Source organism: Halorutilus salinus, from assembly GCF_026242195.1.
Lineage (GTDB): Archaea > Halobacteriota > Halobacteria > Halobacteriales > Halorutilaceae > Halorutilus > Halorutilus salinus.
Map to the genome: position 1 here is coordinate 196,837 of NZ_RKLV01000003.1, position 24,526 is coordinate 221,362.

Consider the following 24,526-nt stretch of genomic DNA (forward strand, 5'->3'; position numbering starts at 1 on the left):
CAATAGTTGCCCCTACCGACCCTACTAATACGGACGCGCACCAACAACGGGGCGTAATGTCAGAAGACGTACTCGTAACAGCGGACTGGGTCGAGGATCACCTCGATGAGTTCCGGAGCGACGACGACGCGCACAGACTCGTAGAGATAAACAACCCGACGGTCACCGACGAGTCGGAGTATACGCCGTACGAAGAAGGTCACATACCGGGCGCTGTCTACCTCGACTGGGAGCGCGACCTGAGCGACGAGACGGAGCGCGACATCGCCTCCAAGGAGCAGTTCGAGAACGTAAACGGCGACGCGGGCGTCTCCGAGGACTCGACCGTAGTCGTCTACGGCGGCGGACGCGTACCCAACTGGTTCGCACTGTTCGGCTACTGGATATACAAGTACTACGGACACGAGGACGTACGCGTAATCGACGGCGGCAAGGGGTACTGGGTCGAAAACGACTACCCGCTCTCGACCGAGACACCCGACTACCCCGGTGTGGGGTACAACGCGCGCGGACCCTTCGAGAGCATACGCGCTTACAAGGACGACATAGACAACGCTATCGAGGACGGTCTTCCGATGGTCGACGTACGTTCCCCTGAGGAGTTCTCCGGAGACAAGATCGCCCCCGAAGGTCTTATGGAGACGGCACAGCGCGGAGGACATATACCCGGCGCGTCGAACGTACCTATCGCCGATACGCTCAACGACGACGGCACGTTCAAGTCCGCCGACGAACTCCGCGAACTCTACGAGGGCAAGGGCGTCAGGGGCGAGGAGTCCACCATCACCTACTGCCGCGTCGGCGAACGGTCGTCGATCGAATGGTTCCTACTCCACGAACTCCTCGACTACGAGGACGTAAGCAACTACGACGGTTCGTGGACGGAGTGGGGGAACCTCGTCGGCGCACCCATAGAGACGGGGTACGACGACTGAGGCGGTTTACAGAAACAACACAGTCTTGCCGGTATTGCAAGGGTTTTATATACAGGGGTCTTACAAGAAACCAGAAAGATGGTAGAGGAGATCTCCGCCGACGAGCTTGAGGAAAGGCTCGGCGATGCTCAGGTACTCGACGTGCGCGAGGAACACGAACTCGCACAGACCGAGGGGCGCGTCGTCCCCGGCTCCACCCACGTCCCCATGAGCCGTCTGCCAGCCGAGATGGACGACCACGACTGGGAAGACGAGATCTGTGTAATCTGTCGCCACGGAAACTCCTCCGTACAGGCTGTCCGTCTCCTCATGTCGTACGAGGGCGTTCCCGACGACGGCACCGTCGTCTCCGTCGCGGGCGGATACCTCGACTACGACGGCAAACTCGTCTCCGCCGAGGACGAGACGGCGAAAGCTGTCGCCGTATAGGCGCTCTTTTACACGACGACGGCGACGGCTATACCGACCGCCGATGTGGTGACGAGGACGAAGCCCACCTTCTTACCGAGTTCGCGTCCTCCTACGACCGCGGCTATACCGAACTTGACCAGCGTGTTGCTAACGACCCCTATCACGACGCCGAGAGTCGCGGTTCCGACGGGTATCTCGCCGCTCTCTGCGAGACGGCTGAGCGAGATAGCTATCGCGTCGGCGTCGGCGAGACCCGAAACGAAGGCGGTTGCGTAGACACCCGACTCTCCGAAGGCGCGCGCGCCTTCGCGCGAAACGACGAGTACGACGGCGAAGATGACACCGAAGACGACCGCGGTACGTATACGGAAAGGGTTCGAAGCCTGTATCTGTATCGCCTCTTTGTCCCTGCCCCGGAGAACGACGAAGGCGAGGACGGTTCCGACGACGGTCATCGCGCCTACCGGAACCGCGACATCGATAAGTATCGACGGGCTGACGACGGCTACCTCTATCAGTACACGCGGAAACATAGCCATCGAAGCCAACGAGATGGCGAATGCGTACAGCCCCATCAGGCTTTCCTCGCGCCGCGCACGTCCGCTTAGCGACACCGAGGTTGCCGTCGACGACGCCATACCGCCCAAGACGCCCGACAGCGCGATCCCGCGCTCCGCGCCGAGGTACTTCCGCAGAAGGTACGCGCCGAGGCTGATCCCGGAGACGAGTACGACCATGAGCCAGACAAAACGCGGGTTAAGACCGTAAAGGGCGTCAAGTTCCCTGTTCGGGACGAGTAGGAAGACGGCGGGCGCGACGAGAAGAAACTTGAGTATGTCGGTGAGTTCGCGGTCGTCGATACCCTCGGCGAACGAATGCATCCACGGCTTGGCGGCGAGTACAGAGGTCGTGAAGATCCCAAGGACGACCGCGAGTACGGTACCGTTCTCCGACCCCGTCGCCATAGCGCCGTAGACGAAGACGAGAAGCGCCGCAACCGCCGTCGTCGACCCGATGTCGTCCTCGAAGGCGACCTTACCGGCGTACGCGACACCGACTATGACGGCGAGGGCGGCGAAGCCTACGGGAAGGAGTTCGGGGAAGAAGCCGTTTAGTAGACCGCCGAGGAGGGCGACGAGCGGGAACGTACGGCTACCTGCGAAGAAACCCGCGGAGCCGCTCCTCTCGCGCTCCAGACCGATCAGAGCGCCCACGCCGAGCGCCACCGACAGACGGAAGACGACCGAAGCGGTCACAGCGTCGAGTACGTCCACAGAGTGCGAAACGCCCGCCTTGGGGATAAGGATTCCTGACACGGTCTGCTCCGCGCGCAACTGTTAAGTTGGGTACCGAAGTTTAAGTGGTACGCGCCCGTCTTCTAAACGCAATGTCAGAGCACGAACTACCCGAACTACCGTACGACTACGACGCACTCGAACCGCATATCAGCGAGCAGGTCGTCCGTTGGCACCACGACACCCATCATCAGGGATACGTAGACGGTCTCAACGGAGCCGAGGAGACGCTCGCCGACAACCGCGAGAGCGGGGATCATTCGAGCACCCAGTCCGCCCTGAGAAGCGTTAGCCACAACGGAAGCGGGCACTACCTCCATACGCTGTTCTGGGAGAACATGCATCCCGACGGAGGAGGCGAACCCGACGGCGCGCTCGCAGACCGTATCGAGGAGGAGTTCGGTAGCTACGACGCGTGGAAGGCGGAGTTCAAGGAAGCCGCGGGCTGGTCGGCGGGCGGATGGGCGCTACTCGTCTACGACACGGTGTCGAAGAGTCTGCGCAACCTCGCCGTACAGAAGCACAACGACGGTGCACTCTGGAGCGCGCACCCCATCTTCGCAGTCGATGTCTGGGAGCATTCGTACTACCACGACTACGGACCTGACCGCGGCGACTTCGTGGACAACGTCTTCGAGGTCGTCAACTGGGACGAGGTAGCCGAGAACTACGACAAGGTCGTCTCGACGTACGAGTAGGTCAGACGTCGATTTCGTCGTCCTTTCTGTGGAGGAAGACGGGCGGAGGTTAGAACAAACAGCCGTAGTCGGTGGGTACGCAAAGCCGTGAGAACGAGGCTCGACGAGGAATGAAGACCGAACACCGTGTACTCTACGACGACGCGCGTTCGATGGACGCCGTCGACGACGACTCCGTCGAACTCGTTGTTACCTCTCCTCCGTATCCGATGATAGGGATGTGGGACGAGACGTTCGCGTCGATGAGCGACGAGGCGTGCGAGGCGCTCGAAGAAGGCGAGGGCGAGCGCGCGTACGAGGCGATGCACGCCCAACTCGACGCCGTCTGGGACGAGGTCGACCGCGTTCTCGCGCCCGGAGGTACGGTCTGCGTCAACGTCGGCGACGCGACACGGAAGGTCGACGACGGGTTCCGTGTCTATACTAACCACGAACGCGTGACACGCGCCTTTGAGGAACGCGGCTTCCGTTCGCTCCCCGGCGTCGTCTGGCGCAAGCCCGCGAACAGCGCCGCGAAGTTCATGGGTTCGGGTATGATGCCGCCGAACGCTTACGTCACGCTTGAGCACGAGCATATACTTGTACTCCGTAAGGGTGAACGCTCCTTCGACGACGACGCGCGCGAACGCAGGTACGAGAGCGCCTACTTCTGGGAGGAACGTAACGACTGGTTCTCAGACCTCTGGCGCGTCCGCGGCGAAAGACAGGCGCTCGATGGCGATACACGCGACCGGTCGGGGGCGTTTCCTTTCGAGATACCGTACAGACTGGTCAGTATGTACTCCGTCTACGGCGACACCGTCCTTGACCCGTTCCTCGGCACCGGCACGACGACCGCCGCCGTCGTCTGCTCTGCGCGTAACTCGGTCGGGTACGAGATAGACGGTGACTTCGGCGACGCCGTCGCGTCCACGGTCGGAAAGACGCCCGGACTTTCGCGCCGTGTAACCGCCGAACGTCTCGAAGCACACGCGGGGTTCGTTGAGGAACGCGGCGCGGAGGCGTTCGGATACACGTCCGAACGTTACGGCTTTCCCGTCATGACGGCGCAGGAGGAGGATATACTCCTGCGTAACGTTGAGGACATCGAAACGACGGAGGACGGATACGTCGCGCACCACACGGTGGCGGAGGCTTCGGGCGAGGTCGAACGCCCGCAGACGACCTTAGGCTCACATGAAACGTAACATTTAGTCTCCGGACGCCCTTGGTTACGCGAAATGCTTCAGGGGTACACCGAGGGCGTCGCCGAACTCCTGCGGTTCCTACCGTCCGAGGTCACGGTCGTTCTTTTCGCCGCGTCGCCTTTCCTCGAACTACGTGGCGCTATACCCCTTGCGGTCGGCTTCTACGGCATGACCCCCGTCCGCGCCTTCGCGCTCGGTGTTCTCGGAAACCTCCTACCCGTCCTACCTCTCCTTCTCCTACTCGGACGTGTCTCCAACCTCCTCGCGTACCGTTACCGTGCATTCGAGCGCTTCTTCACGTGGCTTTTCGAGAGAACGCGCGAGAACGTTGAGGGGCGGTACCGTAGGTACGGCGCGGTTGCTCTCGTCCCTGTCGTCGCACTACCTCTTCCCGGGACGGGCGCTTGGACGGGCTGTGTCGCGGCTTTCGTCTTCGGTATCGAACCGCGTTACTCGCTCCCCGCTATCGTCCTCGGCGTCGTTCTCTCCGGCGTCTTGGTCACCACCGCCTCCGCGGGCGTTCTCAGCCTCGTCTAACGAACCGATGACGACCACGGGCGGCGAATCGGCTCCCTCGTACACAGACATCTCACGCCCTTTCTCCGAGTACCGTATACCGTTTACCTCTACCAAGCCTGCCGTCTCTAACTTACCGAGATGGTACCTGATGTTCTGCGTCGATGTACCGAACCGTTCGGACAGTTCGGCGGGCGTCTTACCCTCGTCACGCACCGACGCGAGTACGTCGCGCGCCGTCTCCGAGGCGACGGAGTTCAGAACCTCCTCCGTCCCGTCGTCCCCTATGCCGAGGACGTTACGGCTCTCCGTGTCGCTTCCCTCTTCGACGCGCGTAGACGGCGCGTTCATCGTGTCACCTCCGTCTCTATCCACGTCGTGTCCGTCTCTCGTCCGACCGTACGGTTGCTGTTACATGTCATGTATGCGACACCTTTTGTAAACTGACCTTTACATGAGGTGACAATCACGTATCGTGTAAATAAGTTTCGTTTTCTACTCGTCGTCGAAAGGCTGTCTCAGAACGGGTCGTGTCCGTCTAAGGGTCGCGCTAAGCGTCGCACCTGCCTAAGCGTCGCGGCTGTCTAAGAGCCGTTCTGCGTCTCCGCGCCCGTCGCGTCCGGCGTGGTGTTCGTCGTACTTCCGTTGCTCGTACCCCCGTCGTTCGTACCGCCGTCCGTACCGTCTCCGGTCTCCTCACCCGCTCCGTCTCGGCTGTTACCGCCGTCCGTCACGTTACCCGTCGTCTCGTTCCCGGCGGTTTCGTTCGCCGTCTCGTTACCTGTCTCGACCTCTTCGAGCGAGACCTCGACCTCGTCACCGCCGTACACGGCGCTCTCCGTGACGTTCACCGTGCCTGACTCCGTCGGGCTTCCGAGAACCTGAGAGGTACCGAGTACGTTCGCTATACCGACGTTGCCGACGTAGACCTGATACGGACCCGTCGACTCGACGCTCGCGTTGGTGCCGCCTTCCTCAACCGAAACGTCGTCGACCGTCGGGTACGGCACCGTCACCTCGAAGCTACCGTCGGCGTCCGTCTCGACGCGTCTCGTGTACGGGAACGACCTTTCGGTGTTGGTCGTCCGCATACGGACGAACGCCGTTACGTTCCTCGGTTCGGAGACGTCCGCCTGTCCGGTCAACGTCGCGCCCTCGACGCGCTCGAACGTCTTGACCGACGCCGTTCCTCGGACATCGTAGAGGTAGCTACCGCCGCCGGCGCGTATCATCTGCCCGTCAGGGAGGTTGCTCACCTGCGACAGACGGAAGCCGACCGCGCTCGAATCGTTGTAATGCGCGCGCGTGAAACGGCTGTTAAGCCGGGGTCGGCTGTCGGGCTGGCTCAGGTCGGCGAGGTTGCCTATGAGAGTGTACGTCTCAGTCTCGTGAACCAGCCTGTAGCCGTCCATCTCGTTGGCGTCGTCGTAGTAGAGGCGCGAGAGCGTCGTGTTCTCGTAGCTCGGTCCGAGCGCCGGTAGGTTAGCCGTACTGTTCTCCTGCACCGTAAACTCCTCACGCGTGTAGTACGGCTCTTCCTGACCGAACTCCGTCCATGTCGCTATAGCACCGAACTTGCCCGCCGCCATCTGGTCGTCGATAACGACGTAACGCGTGTCCTCGTAACGCTCCTGCTCGTTCTGGTTCTCGATGACAGAGCGGAGTTCATCGTTCGACATACCTTCGAGTTCGCTACCGCTCTCGACCGACGGCAACGCCTCAAGAAGGAGGTCGGCGCGTTCCTCCGACTGAGCGGTGAAGAACAGCGACGACACTATGTTACCCTCCTGGAACGGGTTGGCGTTGGGTATACGTTCGCCGCTCATCGTTATCCAGTGCCCGTAGTCCCACCACGACATGACACCGTACGCCCCTTCTGTGGGTGACGGACTAACGGGGTACTCGAAGTCGCCGTCGGCGGGTATCTCCCAGACGTCGTTGAACTCCATCGGCGGCGCGGGCGTGTTGTCGCTCATCCAGCCCATCGACTCGTCGTGCCATACCTGATCCGCGCCGCCTCCGACGGAGTTCCACGCGGGCTGAATGGCGGGCGCTATGGCGACGACGTTACCGGGGAGGAACAGGAAGACGATCAGAAGGAACGTTATAACCTGATACCCCTTGAGGCTCTTGAGATCCTCCCACGACTCGAACGACAGCTCTTCGACGTTGGTTATCTCGATGATACCGTGTATACCGTACGCGACCAGAACCGCGGCGGAGACGGCGAGATAGTAGCCGAACCTCGCCTGCGTGAAGTACGCCGTGAACATGTTGATAGACCACAGAAGCACGATAAGCTCCGCAGGACGGTTCTCACGTACGACGCGGTTGATCAGGAACGCGATACCGATCACCGCGACCACGAGCAGAAGACCGTAGCCCGCGACGGCGTTCGTTAGCCCCGCGGGCTGTATCTCCGAAACCGTAAGCGCGCCTTCGCTCGTCAGATAGCCGAAGCTGTACATAGTCGTTATGAGCCTTTCGAGGAAAGAAGCCAGACCCGTTGCCCAGAGAAAGACGAGACCGACGATGACGACACCGCCGACTGCGACGGGGTAGGCGTCGTCGGGCTTGTCGTCCCCCTGAAGATAGCTATGGAGGAAATGCAGGAACAGCGCGCCGGCACCCGCGGAGAGAAGGGCGACGGGATGTAACGCAGAGAGCGCCAAGCCCGAAACGCGTCCGTAGCCACCGACGAGGAACGTATAGATAGCAACGGGAACGAAAGCGACGAAGAAGAACGTCGCGACCGACAGACCGAGGTACTCCGTCGAACGTCCGTTGAGGTCGTCGCGTACCATCTGTATCAGAAGGAACGCCCCGAACGGTGCGAGTAGGTATATCGACGCAGGCCAAGTCAGCATGTACGCCGCAAGCCCCAGACCGCCGAGTACGGCACCCGAAAGAACGCCGAGGTCGCCGTCACGTATATGCGCGAACGTCGGCTTCTCCGTGTATGCGCGTTCGACGGCGAGTATGAAGCCGAGAACCGCGATACCGACGAAGAACGCCTCACCCGCCTCGTGCTGTACGTTGCCGAAAGTCGTCCTGTTTAGGAACTGTCCCGTAAACAGCGCGAGCGACAGCGGCGCGAGGAGCGCGACCCATCTGTCCGTGATACGTTTAGCGAGGAGGTAGACGGGTATCGCCGTCGCCGCACCGAAGACGGCGGGCGCGAACGCCGTGATTATCTCTACCTGACGTCCCGACGGATCTCCCAGACCGACGATGACGGCGACCGTCGCTATTATCTGGTCGAAAAGATTGCCGTAGCCTGTGGACGCCGCCGAACCGTATGGGAAGTAGGTCCATGGGTCGAACGGGAAGACCGTCGGATAGTTCTCGACGAAGTGGTCGACGACGCGTATATGGTACCACGAGTCGTTGGCGGAGAACATCACGCCGTCTTCGGTTACCATAGACGAGTACGGTAGCGTGCGTACCCAGACCATGTAGGCGAATGCGGTCGCCAAAAAGACACTAGGGACGTACTTCTCGTACCGCGAGATGTCCGTTTCCATGTTGGCTAACGAACGTCGCGTTCCACGCATAAGTCTTACCATTACGTTTAATTCGTACCCCTGGAAAGAGGAACATGATGAAAGTCTCGGTTGCTGTCTGCACTCACTCGGCCGATAGGTACGACGACCTCCGTGACGCCGCAGAGAGCGTCTACGCGCAGACGTACGACAACACTGAACTCGTTCTCGTCTCGGACGGTAGCGACGAGGTCTACGAGAGGATGGTCGACGACTACGGAAAGTGCGACGACGCCGTCGTGGGGAGAACTGAGGAGAACGTCGGTATCTCCGGGGCGCGTACCCGTGCGGGTGAGATAGCTTCGGGCGACGTTGTCGCGTTCATCGACGACGACGCTATCGCGCGCGAGGACTGGATCGAAGAACTCGTTAGAGTCTACGAAGAGAAAGACGTTATCGCCGCTGGCGGGCGTATGGCACCGCGGTGGGTAGCCGGGAAACCCCGTTTTCTTCCGGAAGAGTTCTACTGGCTCATCGGTGTAACACACCGGGGATTTGCCGATGGTGAGGGGGAAGTACGCAACACATTCGCATCGAACCTCTCGTTCAGGCGCGACGTCTTTCTCGAACTCGGTGGATTCAACACATCCGTCGGACGTAAGGGGGACAGGCAGATACAGGCGCACGAGAGCGAGATATGTTCGCGTATGCGGCGCGAGTACGGAAAAGGAGTCTACTACAACCCCGGAGCCGTTGTTGAGCATAAGATATTCGACTACAGAACGAGTGCACGCTGGTTAGTCAACCGTTCGTTCTGGCAGGGCTACTCGAAACGCGTTATGGATATACTCGTCCCGGAAGCCTCGGGCGACAAGAACGACTTCCTCAAACGTCTCCTGTTCGAGTTCGTGCCCGAACGCCTCGGATCCCTCGTACGGCGTCCGTCTTCGGCGAAGGCACAGCAGTTCGTGATGCTCTTTATTCTCACCGCCTTCGTAGGCTTCGGGTTCGTCTACGGCTTACTGACGGTACGACAGGGTGACTTCGAAACTGTCGAACCGAGTACGGCGTCCGAGAGTTAATTACTTCGCCTCGTAGGCGAGAGCGTCAGCGCGCCGGACGGGTTCGGGTAGCTTGTAGCCGTCGCAGGCGTCTTCGACTATATCCGACACCGTCTCTGCGCTTACTCTGTGACCCGGCGAGACGTAGAGCGGGTTTACCGATGTCGACGCGTCGGGCGCGTACTGCTTCGTCTGTACGGCGTAGCCTACCGTCGTACCGTCGGGTGTATCGATACCGTCGTCGGCGAGTATAGGAACGCGTTCACCCTCCTCAAGACGTTCGACCGAGCGCAGAGGTTCACCGCAGAGGAGCGACTTAGCGACGCCGACGGTCGGTATACCAAGCGCCACGCCGACGTGCGTCGCCAACCCGGACTGACGCGGATGTATACGTCCGCTTCCGTCAACGAGTACGACATCGGGCGTCGTTTCGAGCGCGCGTAGAGACGCGACGACGGCGTGCCCTTCGCGGAAGGCAAGAAGTCCGGGTATGTACGGTATACGAGTTTCGCGCCGCGCCGTCGCGGTTTCGATCGTATCGCCGTCACGCATCACGACCGCCGCGCTCACCGCGGTGTCATCGTTGAAGGCTTGGTCAACGCCGGCAACTGTTTCAACACTCTCGGAAATACCGTCTCCGAAGACCGCACGCTTGGAGATGCGACGTTGTATGGAAGCCATCTCGCCGTGCTCCGCGCTCTCCGGAAAGAGTTCCGTTTCCACGGGATACCCTCGCAATCCATAGATATAACTGAAACGGTGCCGAATTCCCGCCGATGACAGAAATGGGTGTCGTTGGTCTTGGGTACGTCGGTCTGCCTCTCGCCCTCGCAATGGAGGGTACAGGGCACGACGTGGTGGGCGTCGATGTCGACGCTTCGAAGATAGAGGACTTGCGCAATGGCGAATCGTATGTCAACGATGTCACGGACGACGAAGTCACCGAAGCCAGCGGGTTCCGTGCGACGACGGATTACTCGGCACTCGCCGAGGCGTCACTGGTCTCCGTCTGTGTACCGACGCCTCTACGCAAGACGGGGACGCCTGACGTCTCGTACGTCGTTGACGCGACGGAGGAACTCGTCGAGGTTCTCTCGGAAGATACGACTGTCGTGCTCGAAAGCACCGTCTACCCCGGATGCACAGAGGAGGTTATCGTGCCTATACTGGAGGATAACGGCTTCACCGTGGGCGAAGACGTTCACGTAGCCTCCTCCCCCGAACGAATAGACCCCGGCAATAAGGAGTACGATCCAATAGATATACCCAAGGTTCTCGGCGGCGTTACCGACGCGTGCGGTGACGCCGCGGAGTCAGTGTATGCCACAGTCTTTGACGAGGTCGTCCGCGTCGATTCCTCAACGGAGGCAGAGCTTGTCAAACTCCTCGAAAACACCTTTCGGGCGGTCAACATCGGCATGATAAACGAACTCGCGACGGTCGCTAACGAGTTCGACGCTGATATATGGAATGTCGTAGACGCTGCGGCTACGAAGCCCTTCGGATTTATGCCTTTCTACCCCGGTCCGGGTCTGGGTGGGCACTGCATACCCATCGACCCCCTTTATCTCTCTTGGAAGGCGAACGAGAAAGGTGCCGAGACGCGTTTTGTCACCCTCGCCGACCGTGTCAACCGTAGTATGCCGGCACACGTCGTTGAGCGCGTGACAGATATTCTGAACGAGGCGCATGTCGCTGTGCCTGACGCAGAGGTTCTTGTTCTCGGTGTGGCTTACAAGCCTGATGTTTCCGATACGCGCGAATCGCCTGCATACGACGTGATTGAGAAGCTACGCGAAAAGGGAGCGTCACTCACGTATCATGACCCATACGTACCTACCTTCGGCGTTGGAGACAAAACCTATGAGTCGCGCGAGCTCACCTCTGATCTCATAGCCTCGCACGACTGTACCGTGATACTCACCGATCATTCTGAGGTGGAGTACGGTGAGGTAGTTGAGAACGCACCGTTCGTCTTTGACACGAGGAACGCAACGGAAGGATACAGAGGAAACAATGTGAGACGGTTATGATGAGCGGTTTAGTCGATCTCTTAGAGAAGGTACGTGAGACCGTGTACCGCGGACCTATCAAGCGCGCCGTGGTCGCCATGGGACTTGAGCCGAGACTGAAAACCGCATACTCGGCTCTACTTTCGACCGCCTCGAATGACGAAACCGTTACTCATGATGTAGCAGGGGTGGAGGCCACCTTCCGCGTCTCAACGGGTATGGAAGTACAGCGTTTCCGCGGTCTGATGAACGAGCAGGGTGTCGTCAAGTCGATACTTTCGGATATCACAGAGGAAGATGTTTTCTACGACGTGGGAGCGAACGTTGGGCTATACACCTGCTTTGTCTCCCAGGTGTCGGAGAGTACTGTGGCTTTTGAACCCCACCCGGAGAATGTGGACAGACTTCGTGAAAACTTGGTACTTAACGACATAGGCAACATTGAGGTTCGTGAGGAGGCACTATCACATACAAACGGTGATGCCGAACTGGCTGTAACCGGGGCGGACGTAGCGGGTGAAGGGACACACGCACTCGCAACCGGCTCTGAGGAAAAGACCGTCGGGATCCGTACTATCCGTGCCGACAGCCTCTCTCCTGAGGTTCCTAACCCGGACGTAGTTAAGATAGATGTTGAGGGGGCTGAGATTTCCGTTCTTCGCGGGATGGGGGATCTGCTCGACAGCTGTAGGCTGGTCTACTGCGAGACACACCCGGAAAGGCTGGAGGAACGGGGTGAATCCCACGACGAGGTGGTGAAGCTCCTGACAGGCTCGGGATTCTCGGTCGAAGAGATAGAGTCAAGAGGCGAGGAGACGTTCTTGCGTGCCGTGAAATGAAGGTACTTTGGCTCCGTCCGTCTACAGGTGAGAACGTTAGCGTGAGACGCGAACGTATCGCCGAACACCTGCGGGATATGGGGATTGAAGTAACACTAATGGACACGACCGGAGTTGACGTCTTTCCTGTGATTAAGGAAGCTCTTACCGGTGACTACGATGTTATTGCGGGGACCGTCCGGTTAGGCGTTCCTATTGGTTATACTCTCTCAAGAGTTCTACGTAAGCCTTTCATAGGGAGCGTAAGTGACCTTCTTGAAAGCCAAGACTACCTTTCTGTTCCCGTATATCGTCTGATGTGTTTCGTAGAATGGTGGGTTCTAAAAAGAGCTGACGCTGTCTTTTTTGCACATCCGAAGTCATACGAAGACGCCCTTAAGCGTGGTATAGAAGGCAGCTTGGTCAGAAATTCGGTTAACTATGATGCTTTCGCTGACCCAGATGACGAGGTTTTGGAAGAGGCTTACGACATACTTACCGACTCTGGCGTGGACACCGAGAAAGAGATAGCTATCTATATAGGTAGTCTAATCGAAAACGGCTATTTCGGAGAGATAGTTGAAGCCGCTAAACAAACCCCTGACTGGGAGTTCGTGTTTGTCGGAACAGAGCTGGACGTTGACATGTCTCAGCTCGTTTCGGGAGTTGAGAACGCGCACTTCCTCGGCGAGTACGATCATGAACTGATGCCGGGCTTCCTGCACCACTCGTCGGCGGCTTTCTGTCTCGTCGACAACGAGGTGCCGCTGAAGATCACCGAGTACGGAGCCGCGGGTCTGCCAACCCTAGGATACCCTGGGAAGCTGAAGAGCGTCTTCTCGGAGGATGAACTAATATACGTGGAGCCGGAACCGGAGAAGATTTCCGAGGAACTTCAGAGATTATCTTCTGACCCCGAGTACGCCCAGAAGTACGCCGAAAACCTGCGTGACTATGCGAGAGAGAACAGGTGGGAGGACGTTGCCAATGAGTACTACGAGAGTATGCAGAAGCTTACCGAGGGCGATCACTCCTGACCGCGTGGTTGCGGAACTGTTATTACGGTAGCGGGCTTCATCTCTCTTCTGTGAGACAGCCGAACATCCTACTTGTAGTCTGGGACGCGTGCAGGTACGACTACGCGGTTGAACACGCGTCCTTCCTGAACGAACTCGCGTCCTCGAACCTGTCCTTTGAGAACGCCGTCGCTCCTTCGCCTTGGTCACTTCCGTCGCACGCATCCATCTTTACCGGTGAGTACCCACACGAACACGGCTCAAACCGTTTCGGCGACTCGGTCGATACACCTCTCGTCACCGAACTGTCCGACCGCGGCTACACGACGTACGGCGTCTCGGCGAACGGATTTGCGAGCCAACGCACCGGTTTCCACGAGGGGTTCGACGAGTTCCGTTACACGGGCGGACGTGACCCTTACGTCGATGGGATGGACGTCTCGGGAACCGCTCAGCGGATACTCAGGGAGTCCGGAGGAACGTACGGTGAGGCTCTCCGGGAGGTACTCGGACGGATACCACGGCACGACCATCCGCTCAAGAGCCTCGCCAACCTTGTCGCCGTAGGCTGCGGCGAACTCGCAAACAAGTTTGAGTCCCTGCAACGTATACGCCATCCCGTCTTCGCTCCCACAAGCGACTACTCGTACAAGCCCGAGAACAACACACGCACCATACGTTCGATGCTCCGTGGTCACGACGACGAACCTCTCTTCCTTTTCACCAACTACATGGACACCCATAGGTGCTACAAGCCCGACGCCGAACTACAGGAGAAGCACCTCGGCAGAACGCTCGACTACGGCGAACTCGTCCGTCTCAACGAGGAGGTCGCCGCGCCATGGGCTTTCGAGAGCAAGAAGGCGCGCGACGAACTCGACGAGGAAGACGTCGAGACGTTACGCGGTCTCTACGCTGGCGAGGTTGAGACCGCCGACCGTCACCTGAGGAAGCTATACGAAACGCTGGATGAACAGGAGATGCTTGAGGACACGCTCATTATAGTCACCGCCGACCACGGCGAGAACCTCGGTGAGACTGATGAGATGGGACGTACTCGGATGGGACACGTTGCTTCGGTGAGCGATGCGGTTCTGCGCGTTCCTCTTGTCGTCGCACATCCCGAACTTGACGCCGAGACGATAGATAAGCCGGTGTCGCTGGAGTTCCTCCACAACCTCTTCGTTTCAGTTGCCGGCGATGACAACAGCGAGGTTCCGTCCGAGAATACGGTTCGTGACGCTATACCTGACATGCCTGCGACAAGCCAGTACCCTGCGACAGGAGGCGGAGAAGAGACAGTTGATAAGTATCCTGAAATTCCGGACGAGACTGTTCATCATCAGTCGTCCGAGAACTCCGCGGTCGTGTACGAGGACGGCTGGAAGGTCGTTGCCGAGTCGAAGGGAGAAAGGTCGTCCTTTTACAATGGTGGTGCAACACCTGCTCCAGAAGCACCCGATAATCTTGTTGAGGTCGTAGAAGAATACCTGTTAGAGTTGCAAAGGAAGGATGATACGAGCAACCTCTCTGATGAAGACGTATCACAGCTTGAGGCACTAGGGTACATGTAGAGGGTCAGGTGACTGATTCCAGACGTGAACGTAGTAAGTCGGTATCTACTACGAGTTCAGTTCCTTTGGCATCTGTAACGATTCCCTCGTACCCAAATCCCATCATGTCAGAAATAAAGTAAAAATGCGGCTTAACTTTGCTTTCGGGAAACAGTTCGACGACCAACGGGTTGTCAGAGAATATTATGTTCACGAGTCCAGCTCCGTGCGGACCCATGACGACATCCGCGTCGGCAAAAAGCTCAGCCTGTCTTCGGAAGGGTAGGTTTTCCATGATATAGGGCTCAAAACCGAACTCATCCAGAACCCCTTTGACTTCGTCGTAGTTGAGTACTTTCCTGCTCGATGTGTGGTCAGAGTCCACCTCTTGACGTGAGATATATATTCTCCTGCTTTTCGATTTCTCCTTTCTTACATCCCCTCCACGATCCCGGTTAGTGCTAGAGCGTACTCTTTGTCTCAACCAGCGTATATCGTCGCGCGATGGGTTGTAGTTTGAGAGAGGAGGATTACGATAGTTGAAGCTGTGTATCCTATGTGGAGTTAAGATGAGGCTATCAATACGTGCCTTGCCGCCCCTCCACTCCTCATACGAGGAAGAAGGGTACCCGATGGTCTCTAGCGTTCCCCGAACGAATCCGCGCGGGTCGGATTCGACGAGAACCGTCGGCTCCTTTCCGGTCTTCTCTATATAGTGCTCCAGAAGACGTAGCTTCGGAAGATACTCTACCATCCAGTGATAGTAGCTTGCGTACGGTGTTACTAGCGGAAAGACATTTTCGTAATCGTACTCGGGCTCAGTTCGTCTCATAGGTACCGAGGAGCGTAGAACTTCACCCATACCTATGCCGAGCTTCTTTACAGAGCCCGTGCTCTTGTATACAGGGGCAGTCTCGGAAATTATACTACCCTCTTCTGTCATACCAACCGCGTAGTCTCCAAGCAGGTAGCAGTCAGATAGCTCACAGACAAACGGTGTTTCGGGAGCAAATTCACTGGGATACGGTTTGAACTCCTCCCTTATTTGATGGTTAGGTGCTGGATCTATGTTTATTGAGCCTTCCTTCTGGGCGTACCATATATTTTCGTCTTTCTCTGCGATGCTTTGCAGTTCCGATCGGGAAATAGAGCGTCTCTCAATTACCTCCTCCAGCCAGAAGTCCCTCGCTACGAAACGGAACCCGTTGGCTATGAAGGATCTTAGACCCTTGTTTGAGTACTCCCGACGTGCCCGCCTTGCGAGGTTCGATATTCTATCCTTCATTCGCGTTTCGACCGCCCTCCGGCTATGTGGAATTAACTATCGAGTTGAAGTAAGAGACAGTCTCTCTCAGCCCTTCACTCAGGTCTACCTTTGGCTCCCAGTCCAAGTCTTCCTTGGAGCGCTTGATATCAGGCTTCCGCTGACTCGGGTCGTCTTCAGGAAGCGACTCGTATACGATCTCCGACGAGGCACCCGTCACCTCTATGACCTCCTCCGCTAACTCTTTGATACTACGCTCGTTCTGCTTGCCCATATTATAGACATCGTACTTTGTTTCGTCGGCTTTCATCAGCGTTACGATACCACGTATCAGGTCATCGACGTAACAGAAGCTACGTGTCTGCTGACCGTCGCCGTAGACCGTCAGATCATCGCCGCGCAGTGCCTGTGTAACGAAGTTGGGTATGACACGCCCGTCGTCGGGTCGCATACGCGGACCGTACGTGTTGAAGATACGTACCGTCCTGACACCAAGGTCGTACCGGCGGTTGTACGCGACGGTTAAAGTCTCGCCGAAACGCTTCGACTCGTCGTAACAGCCACGGACACCGCGTATGTTGACGTTTCCGTTGTAGGTCTCCTTCTGTGGATGTTCTTTGGGGTCGCCGTAGACTTCGCTCGTGCTCGCGTACACCATCCGGGCATCACATGCTCGTGCGTGGTCGAGAAGACGACGTGTTCCCTGCGTGTTCGCCAGAGCTATCTTGACAGGGAACTCCGTGAATGCCTCTGGCGAAGCACGCGACGCTAGGTGATATATGCGGTCAACCGAGGGTAGTGAACTCGGCGTCCGTACGTCGCGGTCTATCAGCTCGAAGTTATCCCTTCCAAGGAGGTGCTCTATGTTCTTTTTCTGTCCGCTCCCGAAGTTGTCGAGACAGATGACCTCGTGTCCGTCGGAGACGAGTCTCTCACAGAGATGGCTACCGAGGAAGCCCGCGCCGCCGGTTACCAGCACCCGAATCATGTCTTTTGCATTATGCTGGGGATACATCAAGCAATTGGTTGTAGCTATACCTCATGTACTCGCATCTGATAGTACATCTTCTAAACCAACCTTTTCGTATATCTCCAGTTCACCTCCAAGGGTGGCGTTGTATATGTTAACACCTTTGTCTTTACAAATACGTTGAGTGGATGCGTGTCCCTTTTGTATCTCAGCATCGTTTTGGGGACCGTCGGCGATAGATACTTGGCTCAAATAATCGGATGTAAAGTGATCATTAGTACCTTCATTAATAACCTTTTCTAATTTGCTATCTTCTAATGATTGGATAAGTTTCATAGCAATTGCATTAACAGCAGATCGTACTGGATTCTTGTTCTTGAGAGACTCTCTCAAATATTCATATTTATTGCCATTGAACCTAAATGGATCGGTTCCTGATTCAAATATCATATGTGGGTTCTTGTACTCCTGACCCATATCGCACCCAAGGAGATAAATCTGCTTAAAGCCCATATATACAGCCACCTGTATAGCCCCGTATATTGTATGATAATGGTATACAAGGTTTGATACATCATTTGACCAAAATTCATAGAGGTGTTCCAGCGGTGCATTATTTACATTTTCAATATCCATGGCATCATATGGGCTACCGAAAAGATCCCATGTGTCAAAATAAAATACATTATCTTGGTTGCCTAGAATATCTAACCATGCCGAATGAAGAAAACACTGTATGCCCATATCAGCATTTTGAGTTATTATAGTCTTATCATTTGGCGTTACTCTGTGGTCTGGCGGTAAAGCAAAGTAATAAAATGACGGCTCCCACGTCGTGTCCGGGTAAATTAGACCAATCTTACTCATAGCTAAAGTATACTCTAAGTCCAACTTTTTCAATGGAGTTTTATTAAGACTAGGTCCGTTACCTATTATGTATATGGACTCTCCTTTATGAACTCCCTCCATGTCTTCTATCGTCTTTTTTACTTTAGACATTATATCTTAGCAAGCAACTCCATTATTTATATGTTTTGAATTACGTTTACGTGCTCAGAGGTACTTAGATCCTCCCCATCGGTACTATTTTGAAATACGGATTCAATCATTCTGTAGTATGGTTCCCTTCTCCGTTAATAACAGAACAGCTATTATAACCGGAAGTACCCGGGGTATAGGCGAAGCGACGGCGCGGCGTCTCGCCGAGGCGAACGCGTCGGTCGTCGTGAGCGGGAGGGCGGCGGAAGACGGAAAACGTGTCGCCGACTCGATACGCGCCGACGGAGGCGAAGCTGTATTTGTGCGCGCCGACATGCGCGAACCTGATGATATCGAAAGTCTCGTCAAAGCCGCTGTTGACGAGTTCGGCGGCTTGGATATTCTCGTAAACAACGCAGGATACGAGACTGAAACGTCGCCCGAGGAGGTTGACATTGAGACTTGGAACGGCATCGTCGAGACGGACTTCCGTGCGTACTGGCTGACCGCGAAGCACGCATATCCATATCTCGTTGAGAGCGACTTCGCCGCAGTCGTAAACATGAGTTCGAACCACTCGTTCGCAACACAGCCCAAGAAGTTTCCATACAACGCAGTCAAGGCGGGAATCGATGGCATGACGCGCTCGATGGCTGTCGCGTGGGGGGTGGACGGTATCCGCGTGAACAGCGTTAATCCTGGATGGACGATGGTAGGACGTATCGAGGAGTCGTTAACCGACGAGGAACTATCCGAACTCGAACGGATACATCCGCTCGGACGTATCGGCACACCCAAAGACGTTGCGGACGCCGTACTATACCTCGCAAGTGACATGGCGAGTTTTGTGACGGGCGAGTGTCACGTCGTTGACGGCGGACGCACCGCTGTTCTTCAGGACGACCTTTACCTAGACGACCATGGGTTAGAATAGCTATATATTATCATAGCTGTAGTCGGATTAGCTGTACTCCTGAAATAGTTCGTCATTCCTCATCATCTCGTTTACTCTCTCGTGGTCCTCGGGCGTATCGACAGCGTGAATATCTCTGTCGGTCTCGACGAGACGCACGTCGTGGTCGTTTTCGAGCAGCCTCAACATGTCTATCGACTCTATCTTTTCGAGCGTCGTCTCCTCCATAGACGTGAACTCGAAAAGGAACTCGCGCTCAAACGGAATGACACAGACCTGTTTGTAGGCGTCAATCTCGTCAAAGGTCGCGTCGTGTAGATTTGGAACGGGTTCGCGTGAGAAGTAGAGGGCGTTCCAGTCTTTGTCCACGACGACCTTGACGTTGTTCTCGTCCCTGAAGTCCTCCTCCGTCTCGATACTCTTCGCAAGGTTCGTGCAGCGAACGTCTTCCTCCTCAGCGACAGGCTCCACGGCGTCGTCTATCATGTCGGGGTAGACAAGAGGCTCGTCGCCCTGCATGACTATCACGATGTCACTGTCGAGTCCCTCCGCGGCTTCCGCGACACGGTCGGTCGCACGCGGGTGCTTGCCGGTCATTATTGCTTCGCCGCCGAAACTCTCCACCTCGTCGTAGATTTCTTGGTCAGGAGTTGCGACGTACGTGTTGTCCACGGAGTCGCTCATCCGCGTCCTGATGTAGACGTGTTCGACCATGCTGAAGCCCTCAATGTCAACGAGAGGCTTCCCCGGATACCTCGTAGAACCCATCCTTGCTGGAATTACTGCGTCGATACGCATGATTCGAGAATCCATCCGGCGTCACTTATCGTTTGCCAAACTAAAAGCCGAACTTACTCCCTCAGACCTTCTATGAGGTTCTCGACGGCGCGGTCGTTGACCTCCTGAACCGCCTCGTCTGTGTTCTGTGCGTTGTGCGAGCCGAGAATTACGTTGTCCATCTCGGTGAGCGGATGGTCGGCAGGCAAAGGCTCCTCCTTGAAAACGTCGAGTGCCGCGCCCTGAAGCACTCCGTCGCGCAGAGCCTCGACGAGTTCGTCCTGCTTCACGAGTTCGCCGCGTGCGGTGTTGATGAGATAACCGCCTAACTTTTCGAGTTCTTCAGAGCCTATCATCTTCTCCGTCGCGGGCGTGAGAGGGCAGTTTAGGCTCACTATGTCCGACCTGCGCAGGAGTTCGTCTATTTCGACGGCTTCGACGCTCGTATCGCGTTTCAGGTCGTCGGATATCGGCTGTACGTCGTTCCCCAAGACTTTCGCACAGAGCGCGTCGGCACGCCGGACGACCGCCTCTCCTATGCTTCCGACGCCGACGACGCCGAAGGTCTTGTCGGCGAGCGACGTGCCGCGCGGGCATTCCCATCTTCCTTCGCGCACGAAACGGTCTATCTTGTGCAGGTCACGTGTGAGCATGACGGTGTAGCCGACGACAACGTCTCCGACTTCGTCGTCGAACGCGCCGGGCGTGTTGTACACTTCGACGCCGTTGTCACGCGCCGCCTCCTCGTCGATGCTGTCCGTTCCGATGCCCCACTTGGAGATTACCTTCAGGTTTTTTGCGCTCTCTATCACCTTACGCGTGAACTCATCGTCGCCGGCTATAACGCCGTGGTAGTCATCGATTATTTCGAGAAGTTCGTCCTCGTCAAGCTGCTGGCCTACCTCCGGTACGTCCGCTGAGATACTGTTTTCCTCAAAAACCCCTTCATACTGTTCGACGGAACCGTGCATCAGAGGACACGAAACCAAGACGCGGTGTTCGTTGGTCATGGACTGAACGAGACTCTTCGACCTTATCAAGCTAAGTGTTACGCGTCGCACTACTTCGTCGGCAAGCTATTCTCCGCCGTAGTTAGCATGTCTCCTACCTCGACGACCTCTATACTCTTGGGGTACTCGTGCGACGCCGCGTGCTCGTGCAGAACCTTCGGGTCGGCGTTGAGACCTTTCCAAAGGTCGTGGTGTGTTGGCACAAGTCTATCGAGACGGAGTTGGTTCGCGACTTCTATCACTTCGTTTTCATCCATATACCACTTCGTGCGTCTGATTTCGCCGTCCGGATAGCGGACGTTTCCGACGCTCCCGAAAGCAAGCGCGCCAACGTCTATATCGAACTCGTCTCCGATCTTTCCGAAAACGTCCGCGGGCTTCGTGTCGCCGCCGTGGAAGAAGACGCCGGAGTCATGCTCGATTACGTACGAGACAGGATGAAGTGAGTCTGTATCGTTCGCGCCTCTGACGTGTACGTTTATGTCGCCCAGTTCGAACACGTCGCCTTCTTCGACTGTCACGCTCCTTTCGTCCGGAAGCCCGGACACGTCGCCGTACTCAGGCTCCTCAAACGCCTCCATCGGCGCGTAAACCTTCGCGTCGGGATTATCGTCGAGAAGAGGCAGGAAGGAGGGGGGATGCATGTGGTCGAGATGTTCGTGCGTGATGAGTACCCCGTCGCACATCGTCGCGTCCTTCGGATTCATCGGCACGGGTATCATCCTCCGTGTGAACGGTGGATTCCCGTCGCCGAAGTAAGGGTCGATGTACACGGTCGTATCTTCGGAGCGTACGACGAATCCGTTGCCGCCGAGGTACCAGAGCGAGAGTCCTTCTACGGTCGTGCTCTCGACTTGCCTGACGAACCAGTCTCCCCATGTAGAGTGAACCATCTAATCGACTTCCGGCTCCGGAACCGCGCCCGCTTCGGTGTAGTCTATCTCCTCCGTTTCGGATGTGTCTCCACCTTTCGCTTTCACAGTCTTGTTCCTGTCTTCCGGATAGCCGTTCTTGTCGGGGTAGTAGAACCTCTCGCGTAACTCTTCGGTCACAGGGTCATGTCGCCTGAAGCCTTGGTAAGTACCCCAGAACTGCATCAGACGGAAGGTAGGTATACTACGGATGTTACCCCACAGGCTTCCCTGTCGCGCCGCCGCTGTGTAGTCGGAGAACATGTTCCTGAGGAACGCGCCAATAAAGTCTCGGAAGCCGAAGCTCTGCTCCGGTATTATCTGCTTGTGCGCTATTGCCTCCCGCCTGTACCGGTTGAGTATCTCGCTCGGCGTCTCGTCGTGAACGTGCACTATTTCGGCTTCGGAAGCGTACGATATCTCGTACCCAGCATTCTTCACCCTTTTCGCCCAGTCGAGGTCTTCGAGACCGGTAAGCGACTCGTCGTACGGAAACTCCTCCCAGAGTTCGCGGCGTATCGCGGCGTTGGCGTTGTTACAGAAAGGCGTTATCTGGTAGTCGATGTCTTCTTCGGGGAACCATCTCTGGAAGATACGTCTCTCGGAGAACTTCGTCGTCTCGTCGCCGCGTTGCTTTCCGTAGACGAGCGCGACATCTTCGTCCTCGAACTTCTCCAGAATCTTTTCGAGCCAGTCCTTCCGTCTCGGATAGACGTGCGCGCTCGCAAAGACGCAGTACTCGCCGTCGGCTTCCTCACATCCATAGTTCAGCGAACGTCCGAAGGAGAACTTGTCGGGCGATATGTACACAACATCGTCTATCGGGTACTGTCGCGCGACTTCGAGCGTGCCGTCCGTCGAACCCGAATCGACAAGAAGTACCTCGAAGTCCTGAAAAGTCTGCTCGAAAACCCCGTGTAACAGCTTTCCGATGTGCTCCCTCTCGTTGTAACACCGGATGATTATCGACGCCTTCGGCGAACTCATCTTTGTCCACATGAGGGGGACGAATGTGTAAATCCCTTTCGGTGGCTCTAATGCTACCGATCGGTCGAATCACAGTCTCGCAACCGTCAACCCAATTTGGTCATACGTAGTCATCTGTAAATCAGCATTATATTCAGTTACGAACACATGCACCCTATATCCAATTATTCGAGAGCGGTAATTCTCCAAATGCACTTGGATATCGAGATTCTGTTCTGTAGGATCGCCCCAAGTAGTTTGAATCGGTTATTTCGTGGACTGCTTGATGTTGTAGATAGCGGCTTTGAGGATGACCCTCCTGAACTCACGATGCCATAGCCGTGCCCGTACTCTTCGTCTAAAGGGACGCTTCATTGAGAAGAAGGCTGTCTCGGACATCCAGCGTTGGTTGTAATCATCGTTCATTCGGCTGTTGTGGGGCTTTCTTAGGTGTGTGAAACTATGCTTGATCAAGAGATGGACTCCGCTAGAGTAGAGTTCATCTCATAACTTCTTCCAATCGTATCTCCATGTGCAGACGTAGACAGTAAAGCCACATCAGCTACACATTACACACTTCTTGGTGAAGTGTCGCGAATCGAAGATTCACGTACGTACGGAAAGCTTCGCTTTCCGACACTGCGTAGATTGCCTGTCATAATTATCACGTCTCCACACTCCACTAAAATTGCCTTTCCCCCACTACGTCTAGTGATCCTACAGAGCAGATTATTTATCTGTCATTCAGATATCCTAAATCAGCTAATCTTTTCTCAACATCACCCTCAATATCCTTGGTGTCCCGGGACTTGTGCTCCGGAGTGCATGTCCCCTCATCTGTCGCTTCCGTTATACAGTAGGGAACCTTTCTCAGAACCTTATGTGCTCTACTAGCTGGATGAGCATATATACCTTCTTCTCCGAAACCGTTACCATGGTCAGCGGTGATTATGACCTTTCGGGCATCGTGGTTGTTCAACAGCGTCTCAACGCTTTCGAGCACATCTCGCAGATTATCGCGGTATGCCTCCCATAAGGTATCACGGTCTATCTCTCCTTCCTTTAGTTTGTCCCACACCTCTCTTGTTACGGTAGTTTCTGGGTCTTTTTTCCACTCTGGATCAATTACGTTGGATCCTAATTCAGGCTGGCTGAGTGAAGGAAAATGAGGCTGCATATAATGGATGAGTAGCCTTTCCGGAGACTCATTTCTTGCTACATCTATCGCTCTGTCGGTCAACACATCCGGCGGCAGGGTTCCTATTTCGTCGTCCCAACCATACCTCCAAACCTCGTCGAACAACGCGAAGTTCGACTCGTCAGCGCAGTCAACGTAATTGGTGTATGGATTAGCAGTGACATACGCAGTTTCACTCATGACCTCAGCGTACCGGTCCCTGAAGTTCGCCTGCATCCACTCTTTGCTTGAACTCGCCGGAGAGTGAACCGAGCGGTGTTCTGCCGACTTTAGAAAATCGTATTCATGCGCGACCTCGTTCCAGACATCGTAGCGACAAGCGTCAAGTATAATAAGCGTATCCCAATCGTCATCGAATATATGCTTTACTGGGTGTCTGAGTTCGTAATAAAATTCCTCATCAGGAATCCGTGAGTTAAGCTGCCTTAGGGCAAAGCTTGAAGTCTCCGATGCTAATGAAGTTGCCCCTTCCTCACGTGGTAGTGTTCAGATAAGCATATTCCAAGCGAAGCTGAACGACCTAAGCCAGTCGTCGGCTGTTTGAGCGTGAGCGTT

The 24,526-nt window shown here is 56.1% G+C and carries 23 protein-coding genes and 1 pseudogene; 11 read left to right on the forward strand and 13 right to left on the reverse strand.

Translation table 11 applies throughout. The features are described from left to right. Nucleotides 1-56: 56 nt before the first annotated feature. Both EGH25_RS04455 and EGH25_RS04460 read left to right on the forward strand, forming a co-directional pair. Nucleotides 57-935 (forward strand): sulfurtransferase, encoded by an 879-nt coding sequence (locus EGH25_RS04455; RefSeq protein WP_266086444.1) that lies wholly within the window; start codon nt 57-59, stop codon nt 933-935. Between the two features lie 78 nt (nt 936-1,013). Continuing rightward, nucleotides 1,014-1,364, forward strand: coding sequence for a rhodanese-like domain-containing protein (locus tag EGH25_RS04460; RefSeq protein WP_266086445.1), 351 nt, complete (start codon nt 1,014-1,016; stop codon nt 1,362-1,364). Between the two features lie 8 nt (nt 1,365-1,372). Here the strand turns inward: EGH25_RS04460 and EGH25_RS04465 are convergent, their stop codons facing one another. After that, entirely contained in the window at nt 1,373-2,620 is a 1,248-nt protein-coding gene (locus EGH25_RS04465) for an MgtC/SapB family protein (protein WP_266086446.1), read from the reverse strand. Between the two features lie 113 nt (nt 2,621-2,733). On the opposite strand from EGH25_RS04465, the gene sod reads away from it, so the two are divergent. The 3 genes from sod to EGH25_RS04480 all read left to right on the forward strand — a co-directional run bounded on the left by sod (nt 2,734) and on the right by EGH25_RS04480 (nt 5,063). Beyond that, nucleotides 2,734-3,339, forward strand: coding sequence for a superoxide dismutase (gene sod / locus EGH25_RS04470; RefSeq protein ID WP_266086447.1), 606 nt, complete (start codon nt 2,734-2,736; stop codon nt 3,337-3,339). Between the two features lie 110 nt (nt 3,340-3,449). Continuing rightward, nucleotides 3,450-4,526, forward strand: a complete 1,077-nt coding sequence (locus EGH25_RS04475) for a DNA-methyltransferase (RefSeq protein ID WP_266086448.1) — start codon at nt 3,450-3,452, stop codon at nt 4,524-4,526. A gap of 33 nt (nt 4,527-4,559) precedes the next feature. Continuing rightward, the gene (locus EGH25_RS04480) at nt 4,560-5,063 is read left to right on the forward strand and encodes a COG2426 family protein (protein ID WP_266086449.1); all 504 of its coding nucleotides are present in this window, start codon (nt 4,560-4,562) and stop codon (nt 5,061-5,063) included. A gap of 96 nt (nt 5,064-5,159) precedes the next feature. Here the strand turns inward: EGH25_RS04480 and EGH25_RS04485 are convergent. Continuing rightward, nucleotides 5,160-5,393, reverse strand: a pseudogene (locus EGH25_RS04485) (ArsR/SmtB family transcription factor); the annotation flags it as partial. A gap of 233 nt (nt 5,394-5,626) precedes the next feature. Beyond that, the gene (locus EGH25_RS04490; protein ID WP_266086450.1) at nt 5,627-8,566 is read right to left on the reverse strand and encodes an oligosaccharyl transferase, archaeosortase A system-associated; all 2,940 of its coding nucleotides are present in this window, start codon (nt 8,564-8,566) and stop codon (nt 5,627-5,629) included. Nucleotides 8,567-8,643: 77 nt separating this feature from the next. Between EGH25_RS04490 and aglG the strand changes: the two genes are divergently transcribed. Then, nucleotides 8,644-9,606, forward strand: a complete 963-nt coding sequence (gene aglG / locus EGH25_RS04495; protein ID WP_266086451.1) for a glucosyl-dolichyl phosphate glucuronosyltransferase — start codon at nt 8,644-8,646, stop codon at nt 9,604-9,606. On the opposite strand, the gene EGH25_RS04500 is transcribed toward aglG, so the two are convergent. Continuing rightward, complete coding sequence (locus EGH25_RS04500) at nt 9,607-10,266, reverse strand: endonuclease V (RefSeq protein WP_276591912.1); 660 nt, start codon at nt 10,264-10,266, stop codon at nt 9,607-9,609. Nucleotides 10,267-10,361: 95 nt separating this feature from the next. Here EGH25_RS04500 and EGH25_RS04505 point away from each other — a divergent pair, with 95 nt between their 5' ends. Genes EGH25_RS04505 through EGH25_RS04520 form a run of 4 tightly spaced genes read left to right on the forward strand, consistent with a single transcriptional unit; the run spans nt 10,362 to nt 15,005 of the window. Beyond that, nucleotides 10,362-11,618: a nucleotide sugar dehydrogenase gene (locus EGH25_RS04505; RefSeq protein ID WP_266086453.1), complete on the forward strand. Its 1,257-nt coding sequence runs from the start codon at nt 10,362-10,364 to the stop codon at nt 11,616-11,618. Further along, nucleotides 11,618-12,436, forward strand: coding sequence for an FkbM family methyltransferase (locus EGH25_RS04510; RefSeq protein WP_266086454.1), 819 nt, complete (start codon nt 11,618-11,620; stop codon nt 12,434-12,436). Before EGH25_RS04505 ends, EGH25_RS04510 begins: the two co-directional genes overlap by 1 nt. Nucleotides 12,437-12,477: 41 nt before the next feature. Continuing rightward, the gene (locus EGH25_RS04515; RefSeq protein ID WP_266086455.1) at nt 12,478-13,452 is read left to right on the forward strand and encodes a glycosyltransferase; all 975 of its coding nucleotides are present in this window, start codon (nt 12,478-12,480) and stop codon (nt 13,450-13,452) included. Between the two features lie 50 nt (nt 13,453-13,502). Then, on the forward strand, nt 13,503-15,005 hold the full coding sequence (locus EGH25_RS04520) for a sulfatase-like hydrolase/transferase (protein ID WP_266086456.1): 1,503 nt from the start codon (nt 13,503-13,505) through the stop codon (nt 15,003-15,005). A gap of 4 nt (nt 15,006-15,009) precedes the next feature. Here EGH25_RS04520 and EGH25_RS04525 read toward each other — a convergent pair whose 3' ends face one another. From EGH25_RS04525 to EGH25_RS04535, 3 genes are read right to left on the reverse strand one after another with little or no spacing between them, the layout of a single operon-like run. Further along, nucleotides 15,010-16,269: a glycosyltransferase family 61 protein gene (locus tag EGH25_RS04525; RefSeq protein ID WP_266086457.1), complete on the reverse strand. Its 1,260-nt coding sequence runs from the start codon at nt 16,267-16,269 to the stop codon at nt 15,010-15,012. A gap of 22 nt (nt 16,270-16,291) precedes the next feature. Further along, nucleotides 16,292-17,236, reverse strand: coding sequence for a UDP-glucuronic acid decarboxylase family protein (locus EGH25_RS04530; RefSeq protein WP_266086458.1), 945 nt, complete (start codon nt 17,234-17,236; stop codon nt 16,292-16,294). Between the two features lie 51 nt (nt 17,237-17,287). Beyond that, on the reverse strand, nt 17,288-18,217 hold the full coding sequence (locus EGH25_RS04535) for a hypothetical protein (protein ID WP_266086459.1): 930 nt from the start codon (nt 18,215-18,217) through the stop codon (nt 17,288-17,290). A gap of 118 nt (nt 18,218-18,335) precedes the next feature. Here EGH25_RS04535 and EGH25_RS04540 point away from each other — a divergent pair, with 118 nt between their 5' ends. Then, nucleotides 18,336-19,130: an SDR family NAD(P)-dependent oxidoreductase gene (locus EGH25_RS04540; protein ID WP_266086460.1), complete on the forward strand. Its 795-nt coding sequence runs from the start codon at nt 18,336-18,338 to the stop codon at nt 19,128-19,130. A gap of 27 nt (nt 19,131-19,157) precedes the next feature. Here the strand turns inward: EGH25_RS04540 and EGH25_RS04545 are convergent, their stop codons facing one another. From EGH25_RS04545 to EGH25_RS04565, 6 genes are all read right to left on the reverse strand, one after another. Continuing rightward, nucleotides 19,158-19,907 carry a 3-deoxy-manno-octulosonate cytidylyltransferase gene (locus EGH25_RS04545; RefSeq protein ID WP_266086461.1) on the reverse strand — a complete coding sequence of 250 codons (750 nt, stop codon included), beginning with the start codon at nt 19,905-19,907 and terminating at the stop codon, nt 19,158-19,160. Nucleotides 19,908-19,960: 53 nt separating this feature from the next. Beyond that, nucleotides 19,961-20,896: a phosphoglycerate dehydrogenase gene (locus tag EGH25_RS04550; protein ID WP_266086462.1), complete on the reverse strand. Its 936-nt coding sequence runs from the start codon at nt 20,894-20,896 to the stop codon at nt 19,961-19,963. A 50-nt stretch (nt 20,897-20,946) separates the two neighbouring features. After that, nucleotides 20,947-21,789, reverse strand: a complete 843-nt coding sequence (locus EGH25_RS04555) for an MBL fold metallo-hydrolase (protein WP_266086463.1) — start codon at nt 21,787-21,789, stop codon at nt 20,947-20,949. Further along, on the reverse strand, nt 21,790-22,794 hold the full coding sequence (locus EGH25_RS04560) for a glycosyltransferase family 2 protein (protein ID WP_266086464.1): 1,005 nt from the start codon (nt 22,792-22,794) through the stop codon (nt 21,790-21,792). Between the two features lie 246 nt (nt 22,795-23,040). Next, a complete protein-coding gene (locus EGH25_RS12275) occupies nt 23,041-23,199 on the reverse strand; it encodes a transposase (protein ID WP_420841086.1) in 159 nt (52 codons plus the stop codon). 307 nt (nt 23,200-23,506) lie between these two features. Continuing rightward, nucleotides 23,507-24,187: an alkaline phosphatase family protein gene (locus tag EGH25_RS04565; protein ID WP_266086465.1), complete on the reverse strand. Its 681-nt coding sequence runs from the start codon at nt 24,185-24,187 to the stop codon at nt 23,507-23,509. Nucleotides 24,188-24,526 lie beyond the last annotated feature (339 nt).